Raw genomic sequence first — 24,425 nt, 5'->3', positions numbered from 1 at the left:
CGTTTCATTATTTTGCCGCGTTAAAAGCGTCGGCAACCTGTTTGCTTGCATTCAGCAGCTCTTGCGCGCCACCGGCCGCCAAATAAGTTTCAGGAACGAGGTAAACGACTTGTCCTTTTTTCCAAGCGGTTGTTTCGGCAACCAGCGGATTATTCAACACGTCTTTCGCCGCCTGACCCTCTTCGCCGATGGCCGCGCTGCGGTCAAGGACGAACAGCCAGTCGGGATTTTTCTCTTTCAGGTATTCAAAGCTGACAGGCTGGCCGTGGCTGCCTTCTTTAATCGATTCGTCAACAGCGGGAACGCCGATGTCTTTGTGCAGCCAGCCGCCCAGTCGTGAAGACGGGCCGAAGGCGGACATCTTGCCGCCGTTGACCAAAATCACCAAACCCTTGCCTTTGCCTTGCGCGGCAGTTTTCGCGGCTTCAAAAGACGCGTCGATTTCCGCCTTCAGCTTGTCGGCTTCCGCCTGTTTGCCGAAGATTTGCGCCAGCGCGTCGATACGCTCTTTGGCACTTTCTTTGAGGTTGGCGGTATCGGCGGTCATTTCGATGGTCGGCGCGATTTCGTTCAATTTGTCAAACGCCTTGGCGGCGCGGCTGCCGATGATGATGAGCTGCGGCTTGTAGGCATTGAGCGTTTCGTAATCCGGCTCGAACAGCGTACCGGCAGGTTTTGTCGTTTTGAAATATTCCTCTAAATACGGCAGGCGGTTTTTATCGACGGACAAACCGGTTTTCACGCCCAGTTTGCTCAAGGTGTCGAGCATACCCAAATCGTAAACGGCGATGCGTTCGGGGTTTTGCGGTATTTGAACATCGCCGCGCGCGGTTTTGACGGTAACGGACGCGCCTTCGGTTTGTGCGGCGGAAACCGCCTGTTCTTTGGCTTGTGGGGCAGAGTCGGAATTTTGCGGCGAACACGCGCCCAAGGCGAGGACGGTGCAGAGGGTCAATGCGGTCAAACGCAACATAGGGTGTCTCCAAAATGGGGATATTGGGGCAAAGCCGCCGGTCGGACAAACCGGAACGGCTTTAGAAAGGATAAATGATAACCTATATCAAATTATCAGAACAGATGCCGTCTGAAAGGTTTTCAGACGGCATTTTTTCGGGATATGCGTTTTAGAACTTGTAGTTCACGCCCAAGCGCACATCGCGGCCCACGCCCGGCAGGGTTTCGCCTTTTTGGCTGTGCGGATAGTAGAACTTGTTGAACACGTTGTTGACGGCAAAGTTGACGTTAAGCGTGTCTTTGCCCAGCGGTTTCCAGTTGGCGAAGACATCGTTCACACCGAAACCTTTGCGTTCGACTGTACCGGTATCGCGTACCAGTACCGAACCAGAGGCTTTTTGGAGGTAGCGACCGCGCCAGCCGAGTTCCAGATTCGGATTTTGGAAGCGGTAGGCAAGGGAAGCCGTCCAAGTGCGGCCGGTCTGTACGGCAAACTCTGGGTTGCTGCTCAACAGATTGTCTTTGTGCGTATCGTAAATGCGCGGTTTGCTGTGGCTTACGCCGACTTTGGCAGTCAGGCCGCCGGTGCGATAGGACGCGCCCAATTCGTAACCGTGGTTTTTGATGTAGCCGGCATTGACGGTTTCACGGACGGCGACAGAGTCGTGGCGGTTTTGCGGATTGGCAAGCGCGTCTTTGATGGTCTGCCAGAAGTAGCTGCCGTTTGCGGCAAACGTGCCGTCGTTGTAGTTGAAGCCGATTTCGGTATTTCGTGCGCGTTCGGCTTTGGTGCCGTCAGCAATCGAGATAATGCCGCGTTTACCGTGGGTCTGCAGCGCATCATACAGGCGCGGGCTGCGGCTGGCGTAGTTGTGGCTCGCGCTGAAGCTCCAGTGTTCGTGCGGCTGCCAAATCACGCCGAAACTCGGGTTAAGGTTGCTGCTTGAAACGGTTTTGCCGTCGTGGGTTTTCACCTTGAAGCGGTCGTAACGCAGCCCGCCGGTCAGCGTGAAATCGCCGATGTCGTGAATGGCTTCAACATATACGCCGGCATCGGTTTTGGTCGGGTTGGTCAGGCGGTAGGCTTTGGCAATTTTTTCATTTTCACGGTTCTTTTTCTGGTCTTCCTCGGTTGCGTTATCTTTATCTTTTATTGAAAATTCGCCGTTCAAAAACGCTTGCGGTTTGATTTCCTGATGGCGGTAGTTGATACCGTATTTCAACAGGGTTTGTTCGGCAAGGCGGCTGTCGAAGTTGAAGTTCGCACCACGAGTGGTGATTCGGGTATGGTTAGGGCCTTCTACATTGCCTGCGTAGCCGCTATCTTTGTCATCGGCGGAATAACGTTTCTTTTCCAATACATAGGCGTTGGCGTTCAGTTTTTCGACAAAGCCCAGGTTTTTACCCGTGTACTCCAAATTGGTGTTGGATTGAGTGGTTTCGCGGTATGAGGGAGTATTTTTAGCTAGCGTGTTGTCCGGACGGGTAAAGGTCTGCCAACCGAATTCTTCTCGGATGAAGCGTTCGCCACGGTGTTGATCTTGCATATGGCTTAAGACAATGCGGTGGTCGTCGAAGGTTGCACCGATTTTGGCGAGGTAGCTGCGTTTGTCCAATCCGCTTTTTAAGACTTTGTTTGCACCGTATTGGTTGGTGTAGCCTTTACCTGCTTCGTAATCTTTTTCATCGTTGCGGTTGTAAGAGAACAAACCGTCGAAGTTGCCCTCTTTTCCGAATACGCTTGCGCCGTAGTTTACGCCGTCATTAGAGGCATAGCCGCTGCTGAGGCGCACGCCCCAGTTTTTATCCAAGCCTTTGAGCAGGTCTTGGGCATCGACGGTTTTGGCGATAATCGCGCCGTTGGTTGCGCCGATACCGGCAGAGGCGGAACCCGCGCCTTTTTGTACGGAAACGACTTTAACCAAAGCGGGATCGACAATAAATCTGCCTTGGTGGTAAAGGATTTGGCTGTCGGAATAGGCGTTGTCCACCTTGATGTCGACAGAGTTCTGACCCATACCGCGCAAGGTCATATGTTGGGACGTGCCGTTGCCGCCGCCGAAATCGATGGAGGGCTCTTCTTTTAAGAGTTCGCGCATATCGGTTGCGGTGCTTTCGTCTTTTTGTTGAAGCGTAACGATGTTGGTACGGATTTTGCTGCCTTGGCGGTCGCCTTTTACGGTAACGGTATCCAATGCGACATTGGCGTTGCCTGCCGCGTGGGCAAAGCCGGCTGCAAGTGTGAGCGAGAGCAGGCTGAGGCGGAATAATGGGGCGTTCATTTAGTCGTCCTTTTGAGTGTATGAAGGGAAGTAAAGCCAAACCGTTAAGATTTGGCAGGATAAGAAAAATAATTAATAATTATTTTTATTTATATTAACAGGGGGGGGGGATTTTTGCAAAGCTGATTATCGTTTTTATTTGCATTGTGTTGTTTTTTGTTGACAGGTTTTGTCGGAAATGTAAAAAACGGCGGAAATATAGTGGATTAACAAATGCGGGAATGACGAAAAGCAACCTTTCCGCGTCATTCCCGCAAAAGCGGGAATCTAGGAACTCAAAGCTGCAAGAATTTATCAGAAACAACTGGAACTTAAAAAACTAGATTCCCGCCTGCGCGGGAATGACGAAGCCTGCGCGGGAATGACGAAAAGCAACTTTTCCGCGTCATTCTCGCGAAAGCGGGAATCTAGAACTCCTAACGCGGCAGGAATCTATCGGAAAAAACCGAAACCGAACAGACTGGATTCCCGCCTGCGCGGGAATGACGAAGGGTTAAAGAAATGACGAGAAACGGCGGTAATTTATCGGGAATAACCGAAAACGAACAGAAATCAGGACAAGGCGACGAAGCCGCAGACAGTACAAATAGTACGGAACCGATTCACTTGGTGCTTGAGCACCTTAAAGAATCGTTCTCTTTGAGCTAAGGCGAGGCAACGCTGTACCGGTTTTTGTTAGTCCACTATAAAAAACGGCGGAAATAAATTTTTTCCGCCTCACTTGAATTTACCCGCACACACCCTAATTTTGCCGACTTATACGGGCAGCCGCCTGACGGCTGTCCGGTTTCCACTTCAATCTGTCCGAACCGTTCGGGCAGATGATTGTTTTCAAACCATTTTATCGGAGCATAGATATGACCATCCGTCCTTTACACGACCGCGTTGTCGTCAAACGCTTGGAAGCTGAAGAAAAAACCGCATCGGGCATCGTTTTGCCGGGTGCGGCCGCCGAAAAACCCGATATGGGCGAAGTCATCGCCGTGGGTGCGGGCAAAATCGGTAAAGACGGCGCGCGCCGTCCGCTGGATGTCAAAGTCGGCGACAAAATCATCTTCGGCAAATACAGCGGCCAAACCGTAAAAGCTGACGGCGAAGAGCTGTTGGTAATGCGCGAAGAAGATATTTTCGGCATCGTGGAATAAGTGCGAATTATGATGCCGTCTGCAACGGCAAACCGCCTTCAGACGGCATAAACGGTTTTATCAGACAGTTTTAATGATTTTTGGAGAATTGAAATGGCAGCAAAAGACGTACAGTTCGGCAATGAAGTCCGCCAAAAAATGGTAAACGGCGTGAACATTTTGGCAAACGCCGTACGCGTAACCTTGGGTCCCAAAGGCCGCAACGTGGTGGTTGACCGCGCATTCGGCGGCCCGCACATCACTAAAGACGGCGTAACCGTCGCCAAAGAAATCGAACTGAAAGACAAGTTTGAAAATATGGGCGCGCAAATGGTGAAAGAAGTCGCGTCCAAAACCAACGACGTGGCGGGCGACGGTACGACTACCGCCACCGTATTGGCGCAATCCATCGTTGCCGAAGGTATGAAATACGTTACCGCCGGTATGAACCCGACCGACCTGAAACGCGGTATCGACAAAGCCGTTGCCGCTTTGGTTGACGAGCTGAAAAACATCGCCAAACCTTGCGATACATCCAAAGAAATCGCCCAAGTCGGCTCGATTTCCGCCAACTCCGACGAACAAGTCGGCGCGATTATCGCCGAGGCGATGGAAAAAGTCGGCAAAGAAGGCGTGATTACCGTTGAAGACGGCAAATCTTTGGAAAACGAATTGGATGTCGTCGAAGGTATGCAGTTCGACCGCGGCTACCTGTCTCCTTACTTCATCAACGATGCGGAAAAACAAATCGCTGCGCTGGACAATCCGTTTGTATTGTTGTTCGACAAAAAAATCAGCAACATCCGCGATTTGTTGCCTATTTTGGAACAAGTGGCAAAAGCCAGCCGTCCGCTCTTGATTATCGCTGAAGACGTAGAAGGCGAAGCCTTGGCGACTTTGGTCGTGAACAACATCCGCGGCATCCTGAAAACCGTTGCCGTTAAAGCTCCGGGCTTCGGCGACCGCCGCAAAGCCATGTTGCAAGACATCGCCATCCTGACCGGCGGCACCGTAATTGCCGAAGAAGTCGGCCTGTCTTTGGAAAAAGCAACTTTGGACGACTTGGGTCAAGCCAAACGCATCGAAATCGGTAAAGAAAACACCACCATCATCGACGGCTTCGGCGACGCAGCCCAAATCGAAGCGCGTGTTGCCGAAATCCGCCAACAAATCGAAACCGCAACCAGCGATTACGACAAAGAAAAACTGCAAGAGCGCGTTGCCAAACTGGCAGGCGGCGTGGCAGTGATTAAAGTCGGCGCGGCTACCGAAGTCGAAATGAAAGAGAAAAAAGACCGCGTGGAAGACGCGCTGCACGCTACCCGCGCAGCCGTTGAAGAAGGCGTGGTTGCAGGCGGCGGCGTAGCCCTGTTGCGTGCCCGTGCCGCTTTGGAAAACCTGCACACCGGCAATGCCGACCAAGACGCAGGCGTACAAATCGTATTGCGCGCCGTCGAGTCTCCGCTGCGCCAAATCGTTGCCAACGCAGGCGGCGAACCTAGCGTGGTTGTGAACAAAGTGTTGGAAGGCGAAGGCAACTACGGTTACAACGCAGGCTCCGGCGAATACGGCGACATGATCGAAATGGGCGTACTCGACCCCGCCAAAGTAACCCGCTCCGCGCTGCAACACGCCGCATCTATCGCCGGTCTGATGCTGACTACTGATTGCATGATTGCAGAAATCCCTGAAGACAAACCTGCTATGCCTGACATGGGCGGCATGGGTGGTATGGGCGGCATGATGTAAGAAATGCCGTCTGAAGCCTTCAGACAACAAGCCGCACGGTCAACGCCGTGCGGTTTTTTTTTGCGAATAAGTGTAGCTAAGGCGCAAACCTTAAAATTGCCAACGCCGTTCTTTGCATTGTTGTTTTTTGATACGCACGCTTTTGTTTTATTTCCCGCCATCCTAAAAACGAAGAGCGGCAGGAATTTATCGGAAAAACAGCAACCTTTCCGCCGTCATTCCCGCGAAAGCGGGAATCTAGGTTTGTCCGGTTTCGGTTATTTCCGATAGATTCCTGCCGCGTTGGGGGTCTGGATTCCCGCCTGCGCGGGAATGACGGGACTTTAGGTTTTTGTTTTTTTGTTTTTGTGGGGATGACGAATTTAAATATTGTAGGAATGTATCGGAAATTTAATATTCCACCATAGAAATTTATTGGAAAAACAGCACCTCTCCGCCGTCATTCCCGCGAAAGCGGGAATCTAGGTTCGTCCGGTTTCGGTTATTTCCGATAGATTCCTGCCGTGTTGGGGGTCTGGATTCCCGCCTGCGCGGGAATGACGGGACTTTAGGTTTCTGTTTTTGTTTTTCTGTTGTTGCGGGAATGACGGGGAAGTTGGCGGTTGTTTCTTATGGAGTGGTTTTTGTATAGTGGATTAACAAAAACCAGTACGGCGTTGCCTCGCCTTAGCCCAAAGAGAACGATTCTCTAAGGTGCTGAAGCACCAAGTGAATCGGTTCCGTACTATTTGTACTGTCTGCGGCTTCGTTGCCTTGTCCTGATTTTTGTTAATCCACTATATTTGGATAAAAAATTTTTTCGTTTTCAAGCCTTCACCGCTTGCCATCGGCGTTAAATTTTTTTACGATAAGCACATAGATTGTAAACAATCGGCCACAAGCCGGTTTGTTTTTTCAGAAGACATTATCCCTGTCAGACGCTGTTTCTATATATTTCGCCTATAACGGCTTGTTTTTAATAAATAATTCAAGAGGTATCAACGTGTCTGATTCCAAAACGAAAGAACGCGCCACATTCAACAGCCGCCGCGCGTTCATGGTTGCCGCCATCGGGTCCGCCGTCGGCTTGGGCAACATCTGGCGGTTTCCCTACATTGCTTTCGACAACGGCGGCGGCGCATTCATCCTGCCCTATCTGGTCGCGCTTCTGACGGCGGGTATTCCGCTGCTGCTGCTCGACTACGCCATTGGCCACCGTTATCGCGGTTCTCCTCCGCTTGCCTTCCGCCGCCTCGGACGCTGGTTCGAGCCTGTGGGCTGGTGGAACGTGATGACCAATATCGTCATCTGCATCTATTACGCGGTGATTATCGGCTGGTCGGCAAGCTATGCCTATTATTCGTTCGATGCCGCCTGGGGTGCGAGTCCGCAGGATTTCTTCTTTAAAGATTTCCTGCAAATGGCGGGCGCGGACGCGTTGGGCTTGGATTTTGTCGGCAAAGTTGTCGGTCCGCTGATCGGCGTGTGGATTTTTACTTCCGTCATTATGGCTTTGGGTGTGCAAAAGGGCGTGGCGGGCGCATCGTCGTTCTTTATGCCGCTGCTTTTGGTGATGTTTTTGATTATGGTCGGCATTTCGCTGACGCTGCCGGGCGCGGCAAAGGGGTTGGACGCGCTGTTTACGCCCGACTGGTCGAAGCTCTCCGACCCCAAGGTCTGGGTCGCGGCATACGGGCAGATTTTCTTCTCGCTTTCCATCTGTTTCGGCATTATGGTTACCTATTCTTCTTATTTGAAGAAAAAAACCGACTTGGGCGGAACGGGGCTGGTGGTCGGCTTTGCCAACAGCAGCTTTGAGCTGCTCTCCGGTATCGGCGTGTTTGCCGCACTGGGCTTTATGGCGCAGGCAAACGGGCAGGCGGTTAATGAGGTCGCCTCCAGCGGTATCGGTTTGGCATTTATCGCCTTTCCGACCATTATCAACCAAGCGCCGATGGGCTGGCTGATCGGCATATTGTTTTTCGGTTCGCTGGTGTTTGCGGGCATCACTTCGATGATTTCCATCCTCGAAGTCATCATCGCCGCCATTCAGGACAAGCTGAACATCGGCCGCGTCAACGCCACGCTGCTTGTCTGCATTCCGATGGGCATCGTTTCTACCCTGCTGTTCGGTACGACTACGGGCGTTCCCGTTTTGGACGTGTTGGACAAATTCGTCAACACCTACGGCATTGTTGCCGCCGGTTTTGTTTATGTTGCCGCCATCATCATCAGCGGCAGGCTGCCGGAATTACGCAAGCATCTGAACGCCTTGTCCTCCATCCGTGTCGGCGGCTTGTGGACGGTCTGCGTCGTGTTTACTGTCGTGATGCTCGGCTATATGCTGTATCAGGACACCGCCGGATTGTTGGAGAAAAACTACGGCGACTATCCGGATGGTTTCCTCAATATTTTCGGCTGGGGGATGTCGGCGGCGTTAATCGTGTTCGGGCTGCTGCTGTCGCTGCTGCCTTGGAAGCACGGTCAGGATTTTAATGTCAAAGACGAACACGAACATGAACAAGGAGGAGAAAAATGAGTACTTCCGCCATTGTGATGATGGTTGCCGCCATCGCGGTGATTTGGGGCGGGCTGCTGCTTTCCCTGTTAAGGCTGCCGGAAGAGTAAGCCTTTAGAGCGTTAAAAATGCCGTCTGAACTGTTCAGACGGCATTTGTTTTACGGCTGCCATTCGCGTTCCACCTTGCCCGACGCATCCAAAGTTTGCGCTCGGACGATATGCCCGTCCCGGTACAGGATGCGCGTCCGCAATATGCCCTGTTCGGTATAGCCTTGCGACCAGCCTTGCGCCACGCCGTTTTCAACCGGCGTGTGCGAATGCAGTTTGCCGTTTGGATGGTAAATATCGACAAAGCGGTCGAACACGCCGTTTTTGACGATGCTTTTCAAGACGCGCCCGTTTGAGGCGCGGATGCTGAATGCGCCGTCCGGCGTGCCTGAAGGCGGCCGGCTGTATGGGTTGGCGGGTCGGATGGGCGCGCTTTTCGGCAGGGTGTGAAGCGGCGGCCGGTCGGAGGGAAGGGCGGTGCAGCCCGCCGAAAGGAGGGCAGACAAAGCGGCAAGCAGGAGGATAATCGGGGCGTGCTTCATTTCAATTCCTTAGATATTGCACCCCATAAAAGGGGCGCGTAATTTTTTTCAACAATTCCCTTCGTCAGCCGGGCGAGACGGGGATTTGTTGCGTCGTCATTTGAAAACAGGCTGTGTTTGAATATTCCGCCGATGCGGTCCTAAGATGTAACTTTAAACGGGCAATGCCGTCTGAAGGCTTCAGACGGCATTTTGATGTTCGGCTTACAGGCAGGCGAGTTCGTTTGCCATTTGTTGTTCCAAGGTTTCGCGCCGACGGATGAGCTTGTATCCGCCGCCGTCAACCAACACTTCCGCCGCACGGTTGCGCGCGTTGTAATTGCTCGCCATGCTGGCACCGTATGCGCCCGCGCTGCGGATAAGCAGCAAATCGCCTTCTTCGCAGGCGATGGTGCGGTCTTTGCCGAGGAAGTCGCCGGTTTCACAAATCGGGCCGACGATGTTGGCAGTCAGCGGCGAGATGTTTTTTGGTTCTACCGCTTCGATGTGGTGGTAGGCATCATATAGGGCGGGGCGCATCAAATCGTTCATCGCCGCATCGACCATGACGAAGTTTTTCTCTTCGCCGTGTTTGACAAACTCGACGCGTGTCAGCAGCGAACCTGCGTTGCCCACCAAACTGCGGCCGGGCTCAAGAATGAGTTTCAGACGGCGTGTGCCGATCAGTTTTTGAACCGCTTGGGCATACGCGCCCAAATTAGGCACTTTTTCGTCTTGGTAAACAATGCCGACGCCGCCGCCCAAGTCCAAGTGTTCCAACACAATGCCTTCGGCGGCAAGCGCGTCAACCAAAATCAAAATGCGTTCGCAGGCTTCGACCAGCGGGCTGAGGTCGGTCAGTTGCGAACCGATGTGGCAGTCGATGCCGATGATTTTCAAATTGGGCTGTTGTGCGGCATGGCGGTAGGCTTCGAGCGCGTCGGCGTAGACGATGCCGAATTTGTTGGCTTTCAGGCCGGTGGAGATGTAAGGATGGGTTTTGGCATCGACATCGGGGTTGACGCGCAGGGAGACGGGCGCGGTTTTACCCAAACGCGCAGCAACTTTTTGAATACGGTCGATTTCGGGGATGCTTTCCATATTGAAGCATTTCACGCCTGCATTCAGCGCGAACTCGATTTCTGCCTCACTCTTGCCCACACCGGAAAAAATCGTTTTCGCCGCATCGCCGCCCGCCGCCAAAACGCGTGCCAATTCGCCGCCGGATACAATGTCAAAACCGCTCCCCAAAGAAGCAAAGTGTTTGATGATGCTCAGGTTGCCATTGGCTTTGACCGCATAGCAGACGAGCGGGGAGAGCTCGGCAAAGGCAGTTTGGTAGTGTTCAAATGCTTCGGTCAGCGCGGATTGGCTGTACACATAAAGCGGCGTGCCGAATGCTTCGGCAAGGCGGGGGTAGGGGACTTGTTCGCAAAATAAGGTCATGTTTTCGTTTTCATTTTTGGGTTTGTGAAGCGGATTGCGGTTTGCTTTGAAGTTGCAAACCGGTTTGGATTACGCCGAAACGCGCCTTGTCGCCTTCTTTGGGCAGGTAGAGGTCGCCTTTGTAACCGCAGGCGGAAAGCAGGAGGGCGGTTGCCGCCGCAAAAAATACGCCGTATTTCATCGGTAAACTTCCTTCATAAGCGCGAATGTGGCAAGATTCGGCATCTTAAACAAAAAACACGCAAAAAGCTATGATGACCGAAAGCGAGTTTATCCGCGCGAGCGAAGCATTATTTGAACACATCGAAGACCAAATCGACGAAAACGGCTGGGATTTCGACTGCCAGTTTGCCGGAAACGTCCTGACCATCGAAGCGGCGGACGGCACGCAAATCATCGTCAACCGCCACACGCCCAATCAGGAATTGTGGATTGCTGCAAAAAGCGGCGGCTACCATTTCGCCGAGCAAAACGGCAAATGGCTGGCAACGCGCGACAGCCGCGATTTTTATGATGTTTTAAACGAAGCCCTGAGCGCGGCTTCGGGCGAAGCGGTGGAAATTGCCGAATTGTAATTTGAGTATTCCCACAAAGAGAGCGTTACCCAATGGCACAATTACCTCTATATCGGACTGCCGAAATCGAAAATTTTACTGTCGGCATGCCCGAAGTTTTACAATCATTTTTCGAACATGTCCCTTATGCCGTCGTCTTTGAAGACGACGGCGACACAGGCTACTTTTATGCTTCCTCGAAAGATGGGATTTTGGATGCTTTGCATATCTACAATGTCGAAGATGTATCCGACAAACATATCCCTAATCATGTTTTGATTTTATGGGACGATGCCTGCACTTTGGCAGCTTTGTGCATCAACGACTACATCCATGCCGTCTATGATTTTGTCGAACAGGCAGGATATTGCCGCAACGGCTTCCCTGAAGCAGGCGGCGAATGGGTGAAAGTCGAAAACCGCGTCTTGGACGATGAATTGCTGGACAAAATCCTATCCCGGAAATCTACATAACCTACTCAAAAGGATAACAAAATGCCCCTGTTAGACAGTTTCAAAGTCGACCACACCCGTATGCACGCCCCCGCTGTGCGTGTGGCGAAAACCATGACCACGCCCAAAGGCGATACCATTACCGTATTCGACCTGCGCTTTTGCGTTCCCAACAAAGAAATCCTGCCCGAAAAAGGCATACACACGCTGGAGCATTTGTTTGCAGGCTTTATGCGCGACCACTTGAACGGAAACGGCGTGGAAATCATCGACATTTCCCCGATGGGCTGCCGCACCGGTTTTTATATGAGCCTTATCGGTACGCCTTCCGAACAGCAGGTCGCCGATGCGTGGCTGGCTTCGATGCAGGATGTTTTGAATGTCAAAGACCAAAGCAAAATCCCCGAGTTGAACGAATACCAATGCGGCACCTATCTGATGCACTCGCTTGCCGAAGCGCAGCAAATCGCGCAAAACGTGTTGGCGCGCAAAGTGGCGGTTAACCGAAACGACGATTTGGCTTTGGATGAAAGCCTGCTGAACGCTTAATCTGTTTTGAAATGCCGTCTGAAAGTCAGAATCTGTCTTCAGACGGCATTTTGTTTTCCGACAGTTTATAAACTGTCGTTATTTCTTGACAGAAACAACGACCTTATTTATTTGAAACGATTGGAGGACATGATTATGGGTTTTTGGGATAGCGCGGCAAATTTGGTAAAAGAAGCAGGAGAAGGCGTAAAGCGATTTAACGAAAAAAGCCGTAAATTGCAGAACGAATATCAGCAGGAATCCAGTGAAAAATTACGCCGTGTCGTAAAAAGCGAAGGTTTTTTTGGTAATACGGCACAAGAAAAAGCCATTGCCCGCAAAGTTCTGAAAGAACGTGGCGAAGGCTAAACAAGGGCAGCGGCATTTGCCGCTGTTTTTTATCGGCAGGCATCCGTCCGAATATCGGGGCAAGGTTTCAGACGGCATCGAAGGTTGCTATGATATAGTGGCTTGACTTTAAACCGGTACGGCGTTGCCTCGCCCTGATCCAAAGGTAAACCACCATACCATTCCCGTCATCCTTCCAAACGGAATCCGAAATGTCCGACAAACTCCTCGACACCGCCCGCCGTTATTCCCTTTTTCTCGCCCGCAACCTTGATTCAGGCAAACTCAAGCCCGAAATTTTCCTGCCCATGCTGGACAAGGTGTTGACCGAAGCGGATTTCCAAGCCTTTGCCGACTGGGACAAAATCCGCGCGGAAGAAAACGAGGAAGAATTGGCGCGGCAGTTGCGCGAGTTGCGCCGTTATGTGGTGTCGCAGATTATCGTGCGCGATATAAACCGCATCAGCGATTTGAACGAAGTAACCCGTACGATTACGCTGTTTGCCGATTTTGCCGTCAATACCGCGCTGGATTTTGCCTACGCCTATTATCGGGATATGTACGGCACGCCGATCGGGCGTTATACCAAATCGCCGCAGCATTTGAGCGTGGTGGCGATGGGCAAGGCGGGCGGCTATGAGTTGAACGTGTCTTCCGACATCGATTTGATTTTCGTCTATCCCGAATCGGGCGACACCGACGGCAGGCGCGAACGGGGCAATCAGGAGTTTTTCACCAAAGTCGGGCAAAAACTGATTGCGCTGCTGAACGACATTACCGCCGACGGGCAAGTGTTCCGCGTCGATATGCGGCTGCGGCCGGACGGCGATTCGGGCGCGCTGGTATTGAGCGAAACCGCGCTGGAGCAATATTTGATTACGCAGGGGCGCGAATGGGAACGCTACGCATGGTGCAAAGGCCGCGTGGTTACACCGTATCCGAACGACATCAAATCGCTGGTGCGCCCTTTCGTGTTCCGCAAATATCTGGATTACAGCGCGTATGAGGCAATGCGCAACCTGCACCGCCAAATCCGCAGCGAAGTCAGCAAAAAAGGCATGGCGGACAACATCAAACTCGGCGCGGGCGGCATCCGCGAAGTCGAATTTATTGCCCAGATTTTCCAGATGATACGCGGCGGGCAAATGCGCGCGCTGCAATTGAAAGGTACGCAGGAAACGCTGAAAAAACTTGCCGAGCTGGGCATCATGCCGTCTGAAAACGTCGAAACCCTGCTCGCCGCCTACCGCTTCCTGCGCGACGTCGAACACCGCTTGCAATACTGGGACGACCGGCAAACCCAAGCCCTGCCCACTTCGCCCGAACAACAACAACTGCTCGCCGAAAGCATGGGTTTCGACAGCTATGCCACCTTTTCAGACGGCCTCAATGTGTATCGGAACAAAGTCAATCGGTTGTTCAACGAAATTTTGAGCGAACCTGAAGAGCAAACGCAAAGCAACAGCGAATGGCAATGGGCATGGCAGGAAAAGCCCGACGAAGAAGAACGGCAAGGTCGTCTGAAAGGATATGGGTTTGATGCCGAAACCATCGCCACGCGGCTCGACCAAATCCGCAACGGCCATAAATACCGCCACCTTTCCGCACACGCCCAGCCGCGTTTCGACGCCATTGTGCCGCTGTTCGTACAAGCAGCGGCCGAGCAACCCAACCCGACCGATACGCTGATGCGGCTGTTTGACTTCCTCGAAAACATCAGCCGCCGCTCCGCCTATCTCGCCTTCCTCAACGAACATCCGCAAACCTTGGCGCAACTGGCAGAGATTATGAGCCAAAGCTCATGGGTGGCGGCGTATCTGAACAAATATCCGATTTTGTTGGACGAACTCATCAGCGCGCAGCTTTTGGATACCGCGTTTGATTGGCAGGCACTCGCCGCCACCCTTTCAGACGGCATCGAAGCCTGCGGCGGCGATACCGAAGCGCAAATGGACACCCTGCGCCGCTTTCAGCACGCCCAAGTCTTCCGTCTCGCCGTCCAAGACCTCGCCGGACTGTGGACGGTAGAATCCCTCTCCGACCAACTCTCCGCCCTTGCCGACACCGTCATTGCCGCCGCCCTTTCGTGCGTGTGGGCGGATATGCCCAAAAAACACCGCGACACGCCGCAATTCGCCGTCATCGGCTACGGCAAACTCGGCGGCAAAGAACTCGGCTACGCCTCCGACCTCGACTTAGTCTATCTTTACGACGATCCCCATCCCGAAGCAGGCGACATTTACGGACGGCTCGCCCGCCGCCTGACCAACTGGCTTTCCGCCGCCACCGGCGCAGGCAGCCTCTACGAAACCGACCTGCGCCTGCGCCCCAACGGCGACGCGGGTTTCCTCGCCCACAGCATCGCCGCCTTTGAAAAATACCAGCGTGAAAACGCATGGACGTGGGAACACCAATCCCTTACTCGTGCCCGCTTCATCTGCGGCACACCCGAAATTCAGACGGCATTCGACCGCATCCGCACCGAAATCCTTACCGCCGAACGCGACCAAACCGCCCTGGCAGGCGAAATCATCGAAATGCGCGAAAAAATATTCCCCACCCATCCGCCTGCCGACAGCAACGTCAAATACGCGCGCGGCGGCGTGGTCGATGTCGAATTTATCGTCCAATATCTGATACTTGCCCATACCCGCCAATATCCGCAACTCTTGGACAACTACGGCAACATTGCCCTCTTGAACATCGCCGCCGACTGCGGCCTCATCGACAAAACCCTCGCCGAACAAAGCCGCACCGCCTACCGCTTCTACCGCCGGCAGCAACACAACACCAAACTGCGCGACGCGGCAAAAACCGAAGTAAGCGACGAATTACTGTCCCACTACGGCAATGTCAGGAAATTGTGGCGGGAAGTGTTCGGGGAGGAAGTGAAATTCAAGTAAAGCAGGTATTACGAAGGGGGGGTTAAGTCATTAGCCGCATAGCGTGGGTTCTACCATCTACGCCATCAAAACCAAAGGTCGTCTGAAAACGCTTTTCAGACGACCTTACTAGCAATAATCTCCCAGTGTGCAAAGCCCATGCTAGGGGTTTTAACTATGTGTGGTTTACAGCAAAAACGGTATAAACCTGTTTTTCACACGCGATTTATATTCCCTGTATTGCTCATTGCGGCTAAGCACCTGTTCTTCATAATTCATGCGTAAAAACTGAAGCAGATACAATAGGGTCAACACTTCAATATTCCACAATGAGAAATTGTTGAGTAGAAATGCCATATGCCCGATGAAATAGCCGAAATAAATCGGATGCCGTACCAAGCGATAAGGGCCGGTATCCACCACGGTTCGACAGGCAGGTAAAAGTCCGAAGCTCCTGCCCAGATAAATTTTGGCGTAAATCTGCCAACAGATGCCGAAAACGAGCAAGACAGATGCAACATTATCGGAAATCAATTTGACCCCCCCCCCAACGCAATGGCAAAAAAATAAAAAGTCGCCCCCATCGTTGCCAATACGGGTAAAAGAGAGAAATTTCGAGTCTCCGTAAATTTAGAGAAAACCACGAGAAAAACCGTAATACACTCCCCTACCAACAACAGTAATACGACTGGATTTCCCGTCATCATATAGTTTTCTAAAACGGTTTTGATAAAATAACTCAAAGCCGTAACTGCCATTATTTTCATAGTCAGCTCTAAGGCAAGCTGTCTATAATTCAGCTTCATAATTTTCCCTTTATTGATATTTTTTAAGCAGATAATGCAGGTTTTGTTGGTTTTCAACCCAATCTGCCCAATCCGTAGCGCGGGCTTTGCCCACGAATCAAACCCAAAATTTCAGACGACCTCTTTTACCCGCCATTATTGTGGGCAAAGCCCATGCTACAACAATACGAAACACGTAGCAACACATCCCCGCCACACACAACCTATCGGCATGGTGTAGGTAAAAAATTCTTAGGACATGTAGGTCGGATTCTCGAATCCGACATTTCAATCATTCCCGAATTTTTGCAATGTGTGAACATCGGTTCTTTTGTTGGATACTTGTATCCGACAAAAGCCTGTCATCTCAAATAGCCGTCGGATTCGAGAATCCGGTCTGCCAAACCGATGTTGGAAGTCCCTGAAGCCGAGTTGGATTTGGCGAAAGAAAAACTGCCGCAGATTATAGCGGCAGTGGGCCGAGTATGAATTGGGAAGAGACGCATTGATGTTGCAGAAACTTATCTGAAAAAACCTTGCCGCCGTCATTCCCGCGAAAGTGGGAATTGAGTCTGTTCGGTTTCTTTGAGTAACTTTTAATTCGTCATTCCCACGAAAGTGGGAATCTAGTCCGTTTGGTTTCGGTTTCTTTTAAGTTTTGAGTAACTTTTAATTTGTTATTCCCGCGAAAGCGGGAATCCGGAAACTCAAAGCGGCAAGAATTTATCGGAAACGACCGAAACTCAAAAAATCGGATTCCCACTTTCGCGGGAATGGTGATATGGCTATTTTCTATTTTAATGATAACCCCTTTTGTTTGCTTACCAGCGGTAGCCTAATTTGATGCCCGCGCTGTGTTGCGCTTCCAGTTGCGGGCCTTTGGCGGCGGCAGCGTGGAGGGACAGCGTGAAACCTTTGATTTCGGCGTTTACGCCCCATTCCGCACTGTGGGTTTTGCCGAAATCCTGAGCCAATACGGCGGTATTGACGCGCGTTCGGACTTTGCCCGAAGCGGCATCGGTATAGGACAGGCTCAAATAAGGCGTGATGGAAATGTGTTGCGCCGGTTTGAATGAATAATCTGCCTTAATGCCCGCGCGGTAGCGGTTGAACGCAAGGCCGGGGGTGGCGATATTGACGTTTTCGTAGCGGTAATCCGCTTTTTGGACGAAATAGCGCGTTGCGCCGATGTGCGGTTCGATGCCGAATCCGCCGAAACCGGCGCGGTATCGTGCCTGAATGCCGTAATGCAGCACGCGGCGGCGGATTTTGCTTCCAATGCCGTCTGAAAGGCTGCCGCTGCTAAAACCCGCGCCCGCGCTGATGCCGATGTCGAACCTGCCGATGCCGTATTGCCCGAAAACGGCACCGTGGGCAAGCCGTGCCGAGTTGCCGATGCCGTCGTCGAAGGTGTTTTCGGTCCGGTTGTGCGAAAACAGGATGCCGACGCGCCCGCTGCCGAGGTTTTTCTGCATACCGATTTGGCGCAGGTCGGTTTGTTGGCGGTAGGCGCGGAAATCTTGCGAACGGTAGTGTTTGGTGTCCTGGATGCCGCTTGTCCAAACGGCGTTGCGGCGGTCTTCGGCAAATACGCGATCCAATTCGTCCTGTACGGCGAAAACGCTGTTGAGCGTGGCGGAAAATTCACTCAAACCGCTATTGGCATAACGGCTGATCAGGTCGCGCTGCGGTTGGGGCTGCGGTTGCGGCAAATCCCGGCGTGCGCGGCGGAAGGCGGCGGTAACCGGCCGGGTTTCCGCTTCGCGCTGTTTCGCCAAGGCGGTGTCTTTATCCGTCTGCGCCCGTTTTTTCTCTTCCTCCGCCTGCATAATGCCGGCATTTTCCCCGCCTGCCTGCCGGGCCAGTTCGGCAATGCTTTCTGCCTTTTCGGCGGCATCGCGCCCGGCTGCATTCAGCGCGTCAAGGCTTTGCGCGTTGTCTTTTTCCGCCTGTTTCTTGGCTTCCTCCGCGTCTTCGCGCACCGCTTCCGATTGCCGGGCGGCGGTTAGGGCGGTTTGCGCCTCCTGTTCTTTTTGCGCTTTATCGGACTGCCTGCGTTCCAACAATGCCCGTTTTGCCTCCAGCCCTGCGCGTTCGGCTTTGGCGTTTTGCAGTTCCGCCTCCGTTATAACCAGCTCTTCCTTCACGTTCGCCAGTGAAAGCACCATTGATTGCAAATCTTGTTTTTCTTTCGCCGTTTCCGCGATTTTGTCGGCAAGGGCTTTTGCCTCCCCGGCGGCGGCAACGGCTTTTTCACGTTCGTCCCTGATTCGGTTCAGGCGCGTCAATTTGGCTTCTGCTAAATCGATTTTGGCGGTTTGTTCGGCAATTTGCGCCTTCGCCAGCGCAAGGTTTGCCGCGTCCGCATTTTCCGCACCTTCCAAGGTGTTGCCGCGCCGGTAGCCGGCATCGGCTTCTTCGGCGCGTCTGCCTGCTTCGGCTGCCGCCGTTTTTGCCTGCGCCCACGCGGCTTCTTTTTCCGCCTGTGCGGCTTGGGCGGCGGCGGTTTGTTTTTTTGCCTCTTCAAGTTCGGCATTGAGGCGGTTCAATTCGCTTTCAGACGGCACAGCCTCGGAAATTGCCGCCTTTTTCAAGCGCACCTTTTCTTCTTCCTCCTGTTGTCTGGCGGCAAGTTGCGCCTGTTTCGCCGTCAAGGCGGCTTCTGTTTCTCCCGCCTTGCCGAGTTTGTCGGAAAGCTCTTGTTCTTTGACCGGATTATGCAGGCGGAACTCGCCGTCTTTGCGGATAAGCTGATAACGCCACGCGCCGGCATCGACGTGTTCGTTTTGCAGGGTGAAATTAAGATTTTCGGACAGCGGTTTGTTGTCTTTCCCTTCCACTACCGTCAATTGCTCGAGACTTACGGGTTCGTTGCCGGTATTGTTGACAGCCAAGGTGTAAGTGCCTTCGGAACTTTCCGCCAGCTTCAATTTGTCGCTGCGGTAGCCGAAGAGTTCCGACATAAAGCGGAATGTTCCCTGACCGTTCAATTTGCCGTTTACCGTCAGCGTGTTGAAACGGGATTCTGCCGAAGTTGGCGGTGTAACGGATGATAGGGAACGGCGCGAACGGCGGCGCGGCGCATCTGCCGCACTGCCGGTTTGCGCGCCTGCTGCATCGTGGCGATAGGCGGAATTGAGTGTAATGGTGGCGTTGTTAAGGTTTAAATTGCCTAATTCCGTGCCCGACGGCAGCGTCCATTCGCTGTCTTTTAAGTGTAATGCCGTATCCTTGCCGCCGCTGATTTGTCCGGTAAAGCGGCTGTTTTCAAAATGGAATATTGCCTTATCGGCTAGGGAGACATTGCCGTTGAGTGCGGAATGGCTTACGTTTGCCTTAGCGTTGTCGGAAAGCGTCAGACTGCCGTTTTGTGCGGCGTTGTTGCTTAGATTAAATGAAGCATTGCCCGAAGCCGATGTGTTGCCGTTTAATGTGGCTTGATTAAATGTTGCTTGGGCATTGCCCGCGAGGCTAAGGTCGCCGTTTTGGGTGGCGTTGTGGCTGACTGTATAACGTGTATCGCCATTTGCACTAAGATTGCCGTTGAGTGTGGCAAGCCCTGTGAGATTTAAATGAGCGTAATCGGCAAGGCTGACATTGCCGCTGATGTCGGTATTGGTTAATGAAGCAATCACTTTATCGTCGGTAATGGTTTTTTCGACACAATTTGTCAGACCCGTCCAGTCCGAACGTGTACAGATTGTGTGGCTTTGATGCGGTGCGACACCGAAAACTGCTTGGGCGTGATTGCTCAAATGCCAATCGCCTTCCACTTTGGCAACATTGCGGGAAACCACCGCCTGTCCGCCTTTAATCAGGAAATTTTCCGCTTTAAATGTGCGGTTAATCCAGTCGTTGTCCCACACGATTTCTCCTTGTGGGATACCTTCCATTTTTGACCACCCGCTTCCTAAATGATTGTAGGCGTGCGGTGTCGGTCTGCCGCTGAAAAACAGTTTGCCGTTTGTTTGCGTGATGTTGCCGTTTAAATTTGTTCCGCCGGAAAGCAGTAAAGTGCGATCCGCTTCTGTCGGTTGGTAATTCAGATTGAGCCGACCGTTCGTTTTGGTTGAATCTTTCTCTCCAAACCAACCGTTGTAGGCAATTTCTTTTTTGCTATCCAAGCTGTTGTTATTACCGGTTGTAGCAATATCTTTATTGCCTGTAATGGTAACGGTGGATTCTTTGTCTTGATTGTGGTTGACAATCATCGCCCCTTCATCGGTATTTTGAATACGGTGGAACGAAAGCGAATGCCCGTTTAAATCCAAACGACCGCCGCGAAAGCCGAAATAGAGTTTGTCGGGGTTGAACTGATTATCGGCATTCAGTTGCACCGTCCCCCTGCCACTGACCAAGCCGATTTCACTAAAGGCTTGTTTTTTATTATTTTCATCTGCTTGTTGATCTAAAATAACTTTACCGTCGCCCACGCTGATCGAGCCTTGGTTTTCCCCTTTGGCTTGAACGTGCAGCGTGCCTTTGCCGATTTTGGACAGGCGGTCGTTTGCCACGCCGTTTACTTTCCAAGTAACGGTACTGCCATCACTGATATGAACGCCCGCGCCTTGCCAAGTCTGATTGGATTCGGGTGCAACGGTAAAGTTTCCTTCAAAATACAAACCGCCCGCGCCTTGGTTGATGTTGTTTGATAAGATGAGTTTGCCGTTGCCGTAATCGATAAAAGAAAGGTTTTCACCGTTGTTTAACCTTGGACGGTACTGATTAACACCCCCTGCCGCGTAAACTGGTTCTTTATCAGTTTCATTCAAAGATTCGTCAAACAGTCGGACTGTCTGTACTTTAAGCTTTGGATTGGAAACCTTTTCGTTGGTTTCTGTTACCGTACCCGTACCGTTGTTGTTGGATGTAAAGGAAAAATGTCCGTTACTGCGCGGTTCGAAAAAGACGGTATGTGTATCGCCTCTGTAAATGTCATCGTAGAACCAATCTTTGCGTATCAGCTGGAAACTGTTTTCCCTGCCGGAATAAGGGTAGCCCGTTTGCAAAACTCCGTTGAGCAGCCATTTATTGTTTGTTTTGTCATAAATAAACATTGGAGAACCGCTGTCGCCTGCCGCACCTGCAATCGGCATAGGGCCATAGTCGTTGGCATGGCGCACATCGCCGCTCAAACTAACTACGCCATTATTTCCCCAACCCTGCATATGTGTATTGCCGCCAATTAACCATGCGCCGGAGTAGGATAAATCGCCGTGTTTGTCATCATCATAACGCCAATAGTGGTGTCCTGAGCCGATGCGGACACGCTCGGGATATTTTTCTTTATCGGAATAGGTATTCCCCCTCATGTCACCCGTCATTTCGACAGGTTTTGCATCGGTTACGAACTTATGCAAACGCGGCATATGGTAATCGCCGTTGTAAGGGTGTGAATTGTCAGGCTTATAATTATTTCTTTTCACAATTTGGTAAGAAAAACGGTGCTGATCGGGATTGCTTCCCTCCGCACCAAAATCAACATTGTTATAGCCGCCATTATGTGCCACGCTCACAATATATTGATCGCCCACCAATGCCGCCACGCCGTTACGCGATACCACAGAAAAATCAATCATCGGGGCTTTTGTCATTGATTTGCCGACCAACTCCCCTTTTTTGTTGTAAACCTCAATATCTTTCGCCCCGACTGCAAACTTGCCTTTATTTTCGGCAAAGTCGCGATAGTATTGGTAGTTGATGCCGAAATAAGTGTGTCCCGCCCGGGCTTGGGGCAGAATGCCGAACGACAGGCATATGGCTAAGTAAGCGGGCGAGAAGCGGATGCGGCCGGTTTTTGGGGTTTTGCGGTGTGTTTCGGTTGTCCGTTTGTCGGTTATTTTCATTATTTTTCCTTATCTGACGGGATTCGGGTTTGTTTGGGAGGGCGCGGCTTCCGCTTCCGGGCGGCGCACGGGATGTGCCTATATGTGCGGTTCGGCGTGTCGGGCGGATATGAAGCACGCCCTAGGATTTGCAATTAATTTTTGCCTTGGTCTCGGCTTCTTCCAATCACGAAAGCACCCGCCAAGGCAACCACTGTGCCGCCGGCAAGGGAGGCGGCGGTTGCGGGGTAGCCGCCCCATACGAGGAAGACGGCAAAAAAGCAGTATCAGGATGACGCTGATGAAGCCGTACAGTTGCCCGCGCCTGTTGAAGGTTTGGTCTTGCCATATGGTTTCGTGCCGGACGGCTTGTTCTTTTTCCGCCATTGCCATAATGCGGTCTGCCCCGTTGCTGATAATGTCGTTGTATTGCGCCAAGTCGGACGGCGGCGACAACGATCCCGAATGGAAACGCCGGGCTATCATTATTTGCACGTACTCGTCGGACAGGATTTGCTCGACAAGCTCCGGGGATTTGACGACGGTTTCGACAGCCTGCCGCGCCTTGTCCTGTGCGTTTTCGGTCATTTTCGCGCTTTCTCTATGGCGCGTTGAAAATCGCCGCCGATGTTTTTAAGATCGTCGGCGGGATTGGGGCGGATGGCGGTTTTTGCGGGATGGAACAGGCCCAACAGCGAGCCTATACCGAGCAGGAGGGCGTATGCGTTTCGTTTTTTCATATGGTTATATTAGGTCAGGCGGACGGGTTTATCAAGCATTTTTGCGGTTTTATGCCGTCTGAAAGCCGAACCGTCGGACTTCAGACGGCATTTGCTATAATCGCGGCTGTTTTGAATTTTCGGGGGTTTTATGTCGGATAACGTTCCAACGATTGCGGCAGTCGCTACCGCACCAGGGCGCGGCGGCGTGGGCGTGATACGCATATCGGGGAAAAACCTGCTGCCGATGGCGCAGGCTTTGTGCGGGAAAACGCCCAAGCCGCGCGTGGCAACCTATGCTGATTTTACGGACGCGGACGGACAGGCAATCGACAGCGGGCTTTTGCTGTTTTTTGCCGCACCGGCAAGTTTTACGGGTGAAGATGTCATCGAGCTTCAGGGACACGGCGGGCCGGTGGTGATGGATATGCTGCTGAACCGCTGTTTGGAATTGGGCGCGCGCCTTGCCGAACCGGGCGAGTTTACGAAGCGTGCGTTTTTGAACGACAAACTGGACTTGGCACAGGCGGAAGGCGTGGCGGATTTGATTGACGCATCCAGCCGTTCGGCGGCGCGTCTGGCGTTGCGCTCGCTCAAGGGCGATTTTTCGCGGCGGATACACGGTTTGGTCGAAGATTTGATTACCTTGCGGGTGCTGGTCGAAGCGACATTAGATTTTCCTGAGGAAGACATTGATTTTCTCGAAGCGGCGGACGCACGCGGCAAACTGGACGGCTTGCGCCGCGCCGTGGATGATGTGCTTGCCAACGCGCAGCAGGGCGTGATTTTGCGCGAAGGTCTGAATGTCGTATTGGTCGGCGCGCCGAATGTGGGCAAGTCGAGCCTGCTGAACGCGTTGGCGGGCGACGAAGTGGCGATTGTTACCGATATTGCCGGAACGACGCGCGACGCAGTCAGGGAACGTATCCTGATTGACGGCGTTCCGGTGCATATTGTCGATACGGCAGGTTTGCGCGAGACGGACGACGTGGTCGAACGCATCGGCATCGAACGCAGCCGCAAAGCCGTATCCGAAGCCGATGTCGCGCTGGTGTTGGTCGATCCGCGCGAAGGCGTGAACGACAAGACACGGGCGATTTTGGACGTGCTGCCGTCGGAGTTGAAACGCATCGAAATCCATAGCAAATCCGATTTGCATGCACACGCGGCAGGCGGGTTCGGTACGGGTGCGGAAACCGTCATCGCGCTGTCGGCGAAAACTGGCGACGGCTTGGACGCGCTGAAACGGACGTTGTTGCGCGAGGCCGGTTGGCAGGGCGAAAGCGAAGGGCTGTTTTTGGCGCGGACGCGGCACGTCAACGCACTCAAAGCAGCGCAGGAAGAATTGTCGCTGGCGGCATTGTGCGGCAACCATCAAATCGAGCTGCTTGCGGAACATTTGCGCTTGGCTCAGGTCGCGTGCGGCGAAATCACGGGCGAGTTTACGGCGGACGACCTGCTCGGCGTGATTTTTTCGAGGTTCTGCATCGGAAAATAAGCGGGTCGGAGGCATCGTGGCGGTGTCCGGCTGAACATTCCGTTATCCCATAAAAACGGAAATCCGATCCGTTCGGTTTTGGTTTTTTTGAATTTCGGGCAACGCTTAAATCTTCATTCCGCGCAGGCGGAAATTATCGGCGCGGTACGGCAACTTTTTTCGATATGAAAAGACCGTCATTTCTGTAAAAACAAAAAATCAAAAACAGAAA

General features: G+C 52.5%; 20 protein-coding genes and 1 pseudogene. 11 read left to right on the top strand and 10 right to left on the bottom strand.

Features of this window, described 5'->3' with window-relative positions:
• Positions 1 to 7 precede the first annotated feature (7 nt).
• Entirely contained in the window at positions 8 to 973 is a 966-nt protein-coding gene (locus DBY86_RS05300; protein WP_101133722.1) for a siderophore ABC transporter substrate-binding protein, read from the bottom strand.
• A gap of 151 nt (positions 974 to 1,124) precedes the next feature.
• The gene (locus DBY86_RS05295) at positions 1,125 to 3,236 is read right to left on the bottom strand and encodes a TonB-dependent receptor (protein WP_107819174.1); all 2,112 of its coding nucleotides are present in this window, start codon (positions 3,234 to 3,236) and stop codon (positions 1,125 to 1,127) included.
• 857 nt (positions 3,237 to 4,093) lie between these two features.
• On the opposite strand from DBY86_RS05295, the gene DBY86_RS05285 reads away from it, so the two are divergent.
• The 5 genes from DBY86_RS05285 (at position 4,094) to DBY86_RS05270 (ending at position 8,716) form a co-directional block, all read left to right on the top strand.
• Complete coding sequence (locus DBY86_RS05285; RefSeq protein ID WP_002218094.1) at positions 4,094 to 4,381, top strand: co-chaperone GroES; 288 nt, start codon at positions 4,094 to 4,096, stop codon at positions 4,379 to 4,381.
• A 93-nt stretch (positions 4,382 to 4,474) separates the two neighbouring features.
• Positions 4,475 to 6,109 carry a chaperonin GroEL gene (gene groL / locus DBY86_RS05280; protein ID WP_107819173.1) on the top strand — a complete coding sequence of 545 codons (1,635 nt, stop codon included), beginning with the start codon at positions 4,475 to 4,477 and terminating at the stop codon, positions 6,107 to 6,109.
• Between the two features lie 3 nt (positions 6,110 to 6,112).
• On the top strand, positions 6,113 to 6,379 hold the full coding sequence (locus DBY86_RS12945; protein ID WP_159068551.1) for a hypothetical protein: 267 nt from the start codon (positions 6,113 to 6,115) through the stop codon (positions 6,377 to 6,379).
• 712 nt (positions 6,380 to 7,091) lie between these two features.
• Positions 7,092 to 8,627 carry a sodium-dependent transporter gene (locus DBY86_RS05275; protein WP_107819172.1) on the top strand — a complete coding sequence of 512 codons (1,536 nt, stop codon included), beginning with the start codon at positions 7,092 to 7,094 and terminating at the stop codon, positions 8,625 to 8,627.
• Positions 8,624 to 8,716, top strand: a complete 93-nt coding sequence (locus tag DBY86_RS05270; RefSeq protein ID WP_010356218.1) for a methionine/alanine import family NSS transporter small subunit — start codon at positions 8,624 to 8,626, stop codon at positions 8,714 to 8,716. Before DBY86_RS05275 ends, DBY86_RS05270 begins: the two co-directional genes overlap by 4 nt.
• A 50-nt stretch (positions 8,717 to 8,766) precedes the next feature.
• Here DBY86_RS05270 and DBY86_RS05265 read toward each other — a convergent pair whose 3' ends face one another.
• The 3 genes from DBY86_RS05265 to lptM form a co-directional block, all read right to left on the bottom strand.
• Entirely contained in the window at positions 8,767 to 9,198 is a 432-nt protein-coding gene (locus DBY86_RS05265) for a toxin-antitoxin system YwqK family antitoxin (protein ID WP_107819171.1), read from the bottom strand.
• 204 nt (positions 9,199 to 9,402) lie between these two features.
• Positions 9,403 to 10,623: a diaminopimelate decarboxylase gene (lysA, locus tag DBY86_RS05260; RefSeq protein WP_107819170.1), complete on the bottom strand. Its 1,221-nt coding sequence runs from the start codon at positions 10,621 to 10,623 to the stop codon at positions 9,403 to 9,405.
• 10 nt (positions 10,624 to 10,633) lie between these two features.
• The gene (lptM, locus tag DBY86_RS05255; RefSeq protein WP_002246479.1) at positions 10,634 to 10,804 is read right to left on the bottom strand and encodes an LPS translocon maturation chaperone LptM; all 171 of its coding nucleotides are present in this window, start codon (positions 10,802 to 10,804) and stop codon (positions 10,634 to 10,636) included.
• A 70-nt stretch (positions 10,805 to 10,874) separates the two neighbouring features.
• On the opposite strand from lptM, the gene cyaY reads away from it, so the two are divergent.
• The 5 genes from cyaY (at position 10,875) to glnE (ending at position 15,408) form a co-directional block, all read left to right on the top strand.
• The gene (gene cyaY / locus DBY86_RS05250) at positions 10,875 to 11,198 is read left to right on the top strand and encodes an iron donor protein CyaY (RefSeq protein ID WP_107819169.1); all 324 of its coding nucleotides are present in this window, start codon (positions 10,875 to 10,877) and stop codon (positions 11,196 to 11,198) included.
• A gap of 32 nt (positions 11,199 to 11,230) precedes the next feature.
• Positions 11,231 to 11,650, top strand: a complete 420-nt coding sequence (locus DBY86_RS05245) for a DUF2251 domain-containing protein (protein ID WP_107819168.1) — start codon at positions 11,231 to 11,233, stop codon at positions 11,648 to 11,650.
• Between the two features lie 21 nt (positions 11,651 to 11,671).
• Positions 11,672 to 12,178, top strand: coding sequence for an S-ribosylhomocysteine lyase (gene luxS / locus DBY86_RS05240; protein ID WP_107819167.1), 507 nt, complete (start codon positions 11,672 to 11,674; stop codon positions 12,176 to 12,178).
• Positions 12,179 to 12,313: 135 nt separating this feature from the next.
• The gene (locus DBY86_RS05235; protein WP_107819213.1) at positions 12,314 to 12,526 is read left to right on the top strand and encodes a hypothetical protein; all 213 of its coding nucleotides are present in this window, start codon (positions 12,314 to 12,316) and stop codon (positions 12,524 to 12,526) included.
• Between the two features lie 191 nt (positions 12,527 to 12,717).
• Positions 12,718 to 15,408 carry a bifunctional [glutamate--ammonia ligase]-adenylyl-L-tyrosine phosphorylase/[glutamate--ammonia-ligase] adenylyltransferase gene (gene glnE / locus DBY86_RS05230; RefSeq protein WP_107819166.1) on the top strand — a complete coding sequence of 897 codons (2,691 nt, stop codon included), beginning with the start codon at positions 12,718 to 12,720 and terminating at the stop codon, positions 15,406 to 15,408.
• A gap of 165 nt (positions 15,409 to 15,573) precedes the next feature.
• Here the strand turns inward: glnE and DBY86_RS13650 are convergent, their stop codons facing one another.
• The 5 genes and pseudogenes from DBY86_RS13650 to DBY86_RS13315 form a co-directional block, all read right to left on the bottom strand.
• Entirely contained in the window at positions 15,574 to 15,894 is a 321-nt protein-coding gene (locus DBY86_RS13650; protein WP_234403393.1) for a methyltransferase family protein, read from the bottom strand.
• 23 nt (positions 15,895 to 15,917) lie between these two features.
• On the bottom strand, positions 15,918 to 16,250 hold the full coding sequence (locus DBY86_RS13645) for a hypothetical protein (protein WP_234403392.1): 333 nt from the start codon (positions 16,248 to 16,250) through the stop codon (positions 15,918 to 15,920).
• Positions 16,251 to 16,993: 743 nt separating this feature from the next.
• Positions 16,994 to 22,018 (bottom strand): adhesion and penetration autotransporter App, encoded by a 5,025-nt coding sequence (gene app, locus DBY86_RS05215; protein ID WP_107819165.1) that lies wholly within the window; start codon positions 22,016 to 22,018, stop codon positions 16,994 to 16,996.
• 134 nt (positions 22,019 to 22,152) lie between these two features.
• A pseudogene (locus DBY86_RS05210) lies at positions 22,153 to 22,585 on the bottom strand (DUF2335 domain-containing protein).
• Positions 22,582 to 22,737 (bottom strand): hypothetical protein, encoded by a 156-nt coding sequence (locus DBY86_RS13315; protein WP_199901052.1) that lies wholly within the window; start codon positions 22,735 to 22,737, stop codon positions 22,582 to 22,584. The pseudogene DBY86_RS05210 and the gene DBY86_RS13315 overlap by 4 nt, the downstream one beginning before the upstream one ends.
• Before the next feature lie 130 nt (positions 22,738 to 22,867).
• Between DBY86_RS13315 and mnmE the strand changes: the two genes are divergently transcribed.
• A complete protein-coding gene (mnmE, locus tag DBY86_RS05205) occupies positions 22,868 to 24,214 on the top strand; it encodes a tRNA uridine-5-carboxymethylaminomethyl(34) synthesis GTPase MnmE (RefSeq protein WP_107819164.1) in 1,347 nt (448 codons plus the stop codon).
• Positions 24,215 to 24,425 lie beyond the last annotated feature (211 nt).

This window comes from Neisseria bergeri (assembly GCA_003044455.1).
GTDB lineage: Bacteria > Pseudomonadota > Gammaproteobacteria > Burkholderiales > Neisseriaceae > Neisseria > Neisseria bergeri.
The sequence above is the reverse complement of the archived record's forward strand: the minus strand, read 5'-3'. Positions and strand labels throughout refer to the sequence as shown.

Excerpts from the sequence above, each read along its gene's own strand:
- DBY86_RS05265 (WP_107819171.1), bottom strand. The coding sequence starts at position 9,198 with ATGAAGCACGCCCCGATTATCCTCCTGCTTGCCGCTTTGTCTGCCCTC.
- app (WP_107819165.1), bottom strand. The coding sequence starts at position 22,018 with ATGAAAATAACCGACAAACGGACAACCGAAACACACCGCAAAACCCCA.
- luxS (WP_107819167.1), top strand. The coding sequence starts at position 11,672 with ATGCCCCTGTTAGACAGTTTCAAAGTCGACCACACCCGTATGCACGCC.
- DBY86_RS05300 (WP_101133722.1), bottom strand. The coding sequence starts at position 973 with ATGTTGCGTTTGACCGCATTGACCCTCTGCACCGTCCTCGCCTTGGGC.
- DBY86_RS05245 (WP_107819168.1), top strand. The coding sequence starts at position 11,231 with ATGGCACAATTACCTCTATATCGGACTGCCGAAATCGAAAATTTTACT.
- DBY86_RS05285 (WP_002218094.1), top strand. The coding sequence starts at position 4,094 with ATGACCATCCGTCCTTTACACGACCGCGTTGTCGTCAAACGCTTGGAA.
- DBY86_RS05295 (WP_107819174.1), bottom strand. The coding sequence starts at position 3,236 with ATGAACGCCCCATTATTCCGCCTCAGCCTGCTCTCGCTCACACTTGCA.
- mnmE (WP_107819164.1), top strand. The coding sequence starts at position 22,868 with ATGTCGGATAACGTTCCAACGATTGCGGCAGTCGCTACCGCACCAGGG.
- groL (WP_107819173.1), top strand. The coding sequence starts at position 4,475 with ATGGCAGCAAAAGACGTACAGTTCGGCAATGAAGTCCGCCAAAAAATG.
- DBY86_RS13315 (WP_199901052.1), bottom strand. The coding sequence starts at position 22,737 with ATGAAAAAACGAAACGCATACGCCCTCCTGCTCGGTATAGGCTCGCTG.
- glnE (WP_107819166.1), top strand. The coding sequence starts at position 12,718 with ATGTCCGACAAACTCCTCGACACCGCCCGCCGTTATTCCCTTTTTCTC.
- DBY86_RS05235 (WP_107819213.1), top strand. The coding sequence starts at position 12,314 with ATGGGTTTTTGGGATAGCGCGGCAAATTTGGTAAAAGAAGCAGGAGAA.
- DBY86_RS05270 (WP_010356218.1), top strand. The coding sequence starts at position 8,624 with ATGAGTACTTCCGCCATTGTGATGATGGTTGCCGCCATCGCGGTGATT.
- cyaY (WP_107819169.1), top strand. The coding sequence starts at position 10,875 with ATGATGACCGAAAGCGAGTTTATCCGCGCGAGCGAAGCATTATTTGAA.
- lysA (WP_107819170.1), bottom strand. The coding sequence starts at position 10,623 with ATGACCTTATTTTGCGAACAAGTCCCCTACCCCCGCCTTGCCGAAGCA.
- DBY86_RS12945 (WP_159068551.1), top strand. The coding sequence starts at position 6,113 with ATGCCGTCTGAAGCCTTCAGACAACAAGCCGCACGGTCAACGCCGTGC.
- lptM (WP_002246479.1), bottom strand. The coding sequence starts at position 10,804 with ATGAAATACGGCGTATTTTTTGCGGCGGCAACCGCCCTCCTGCTTTCC.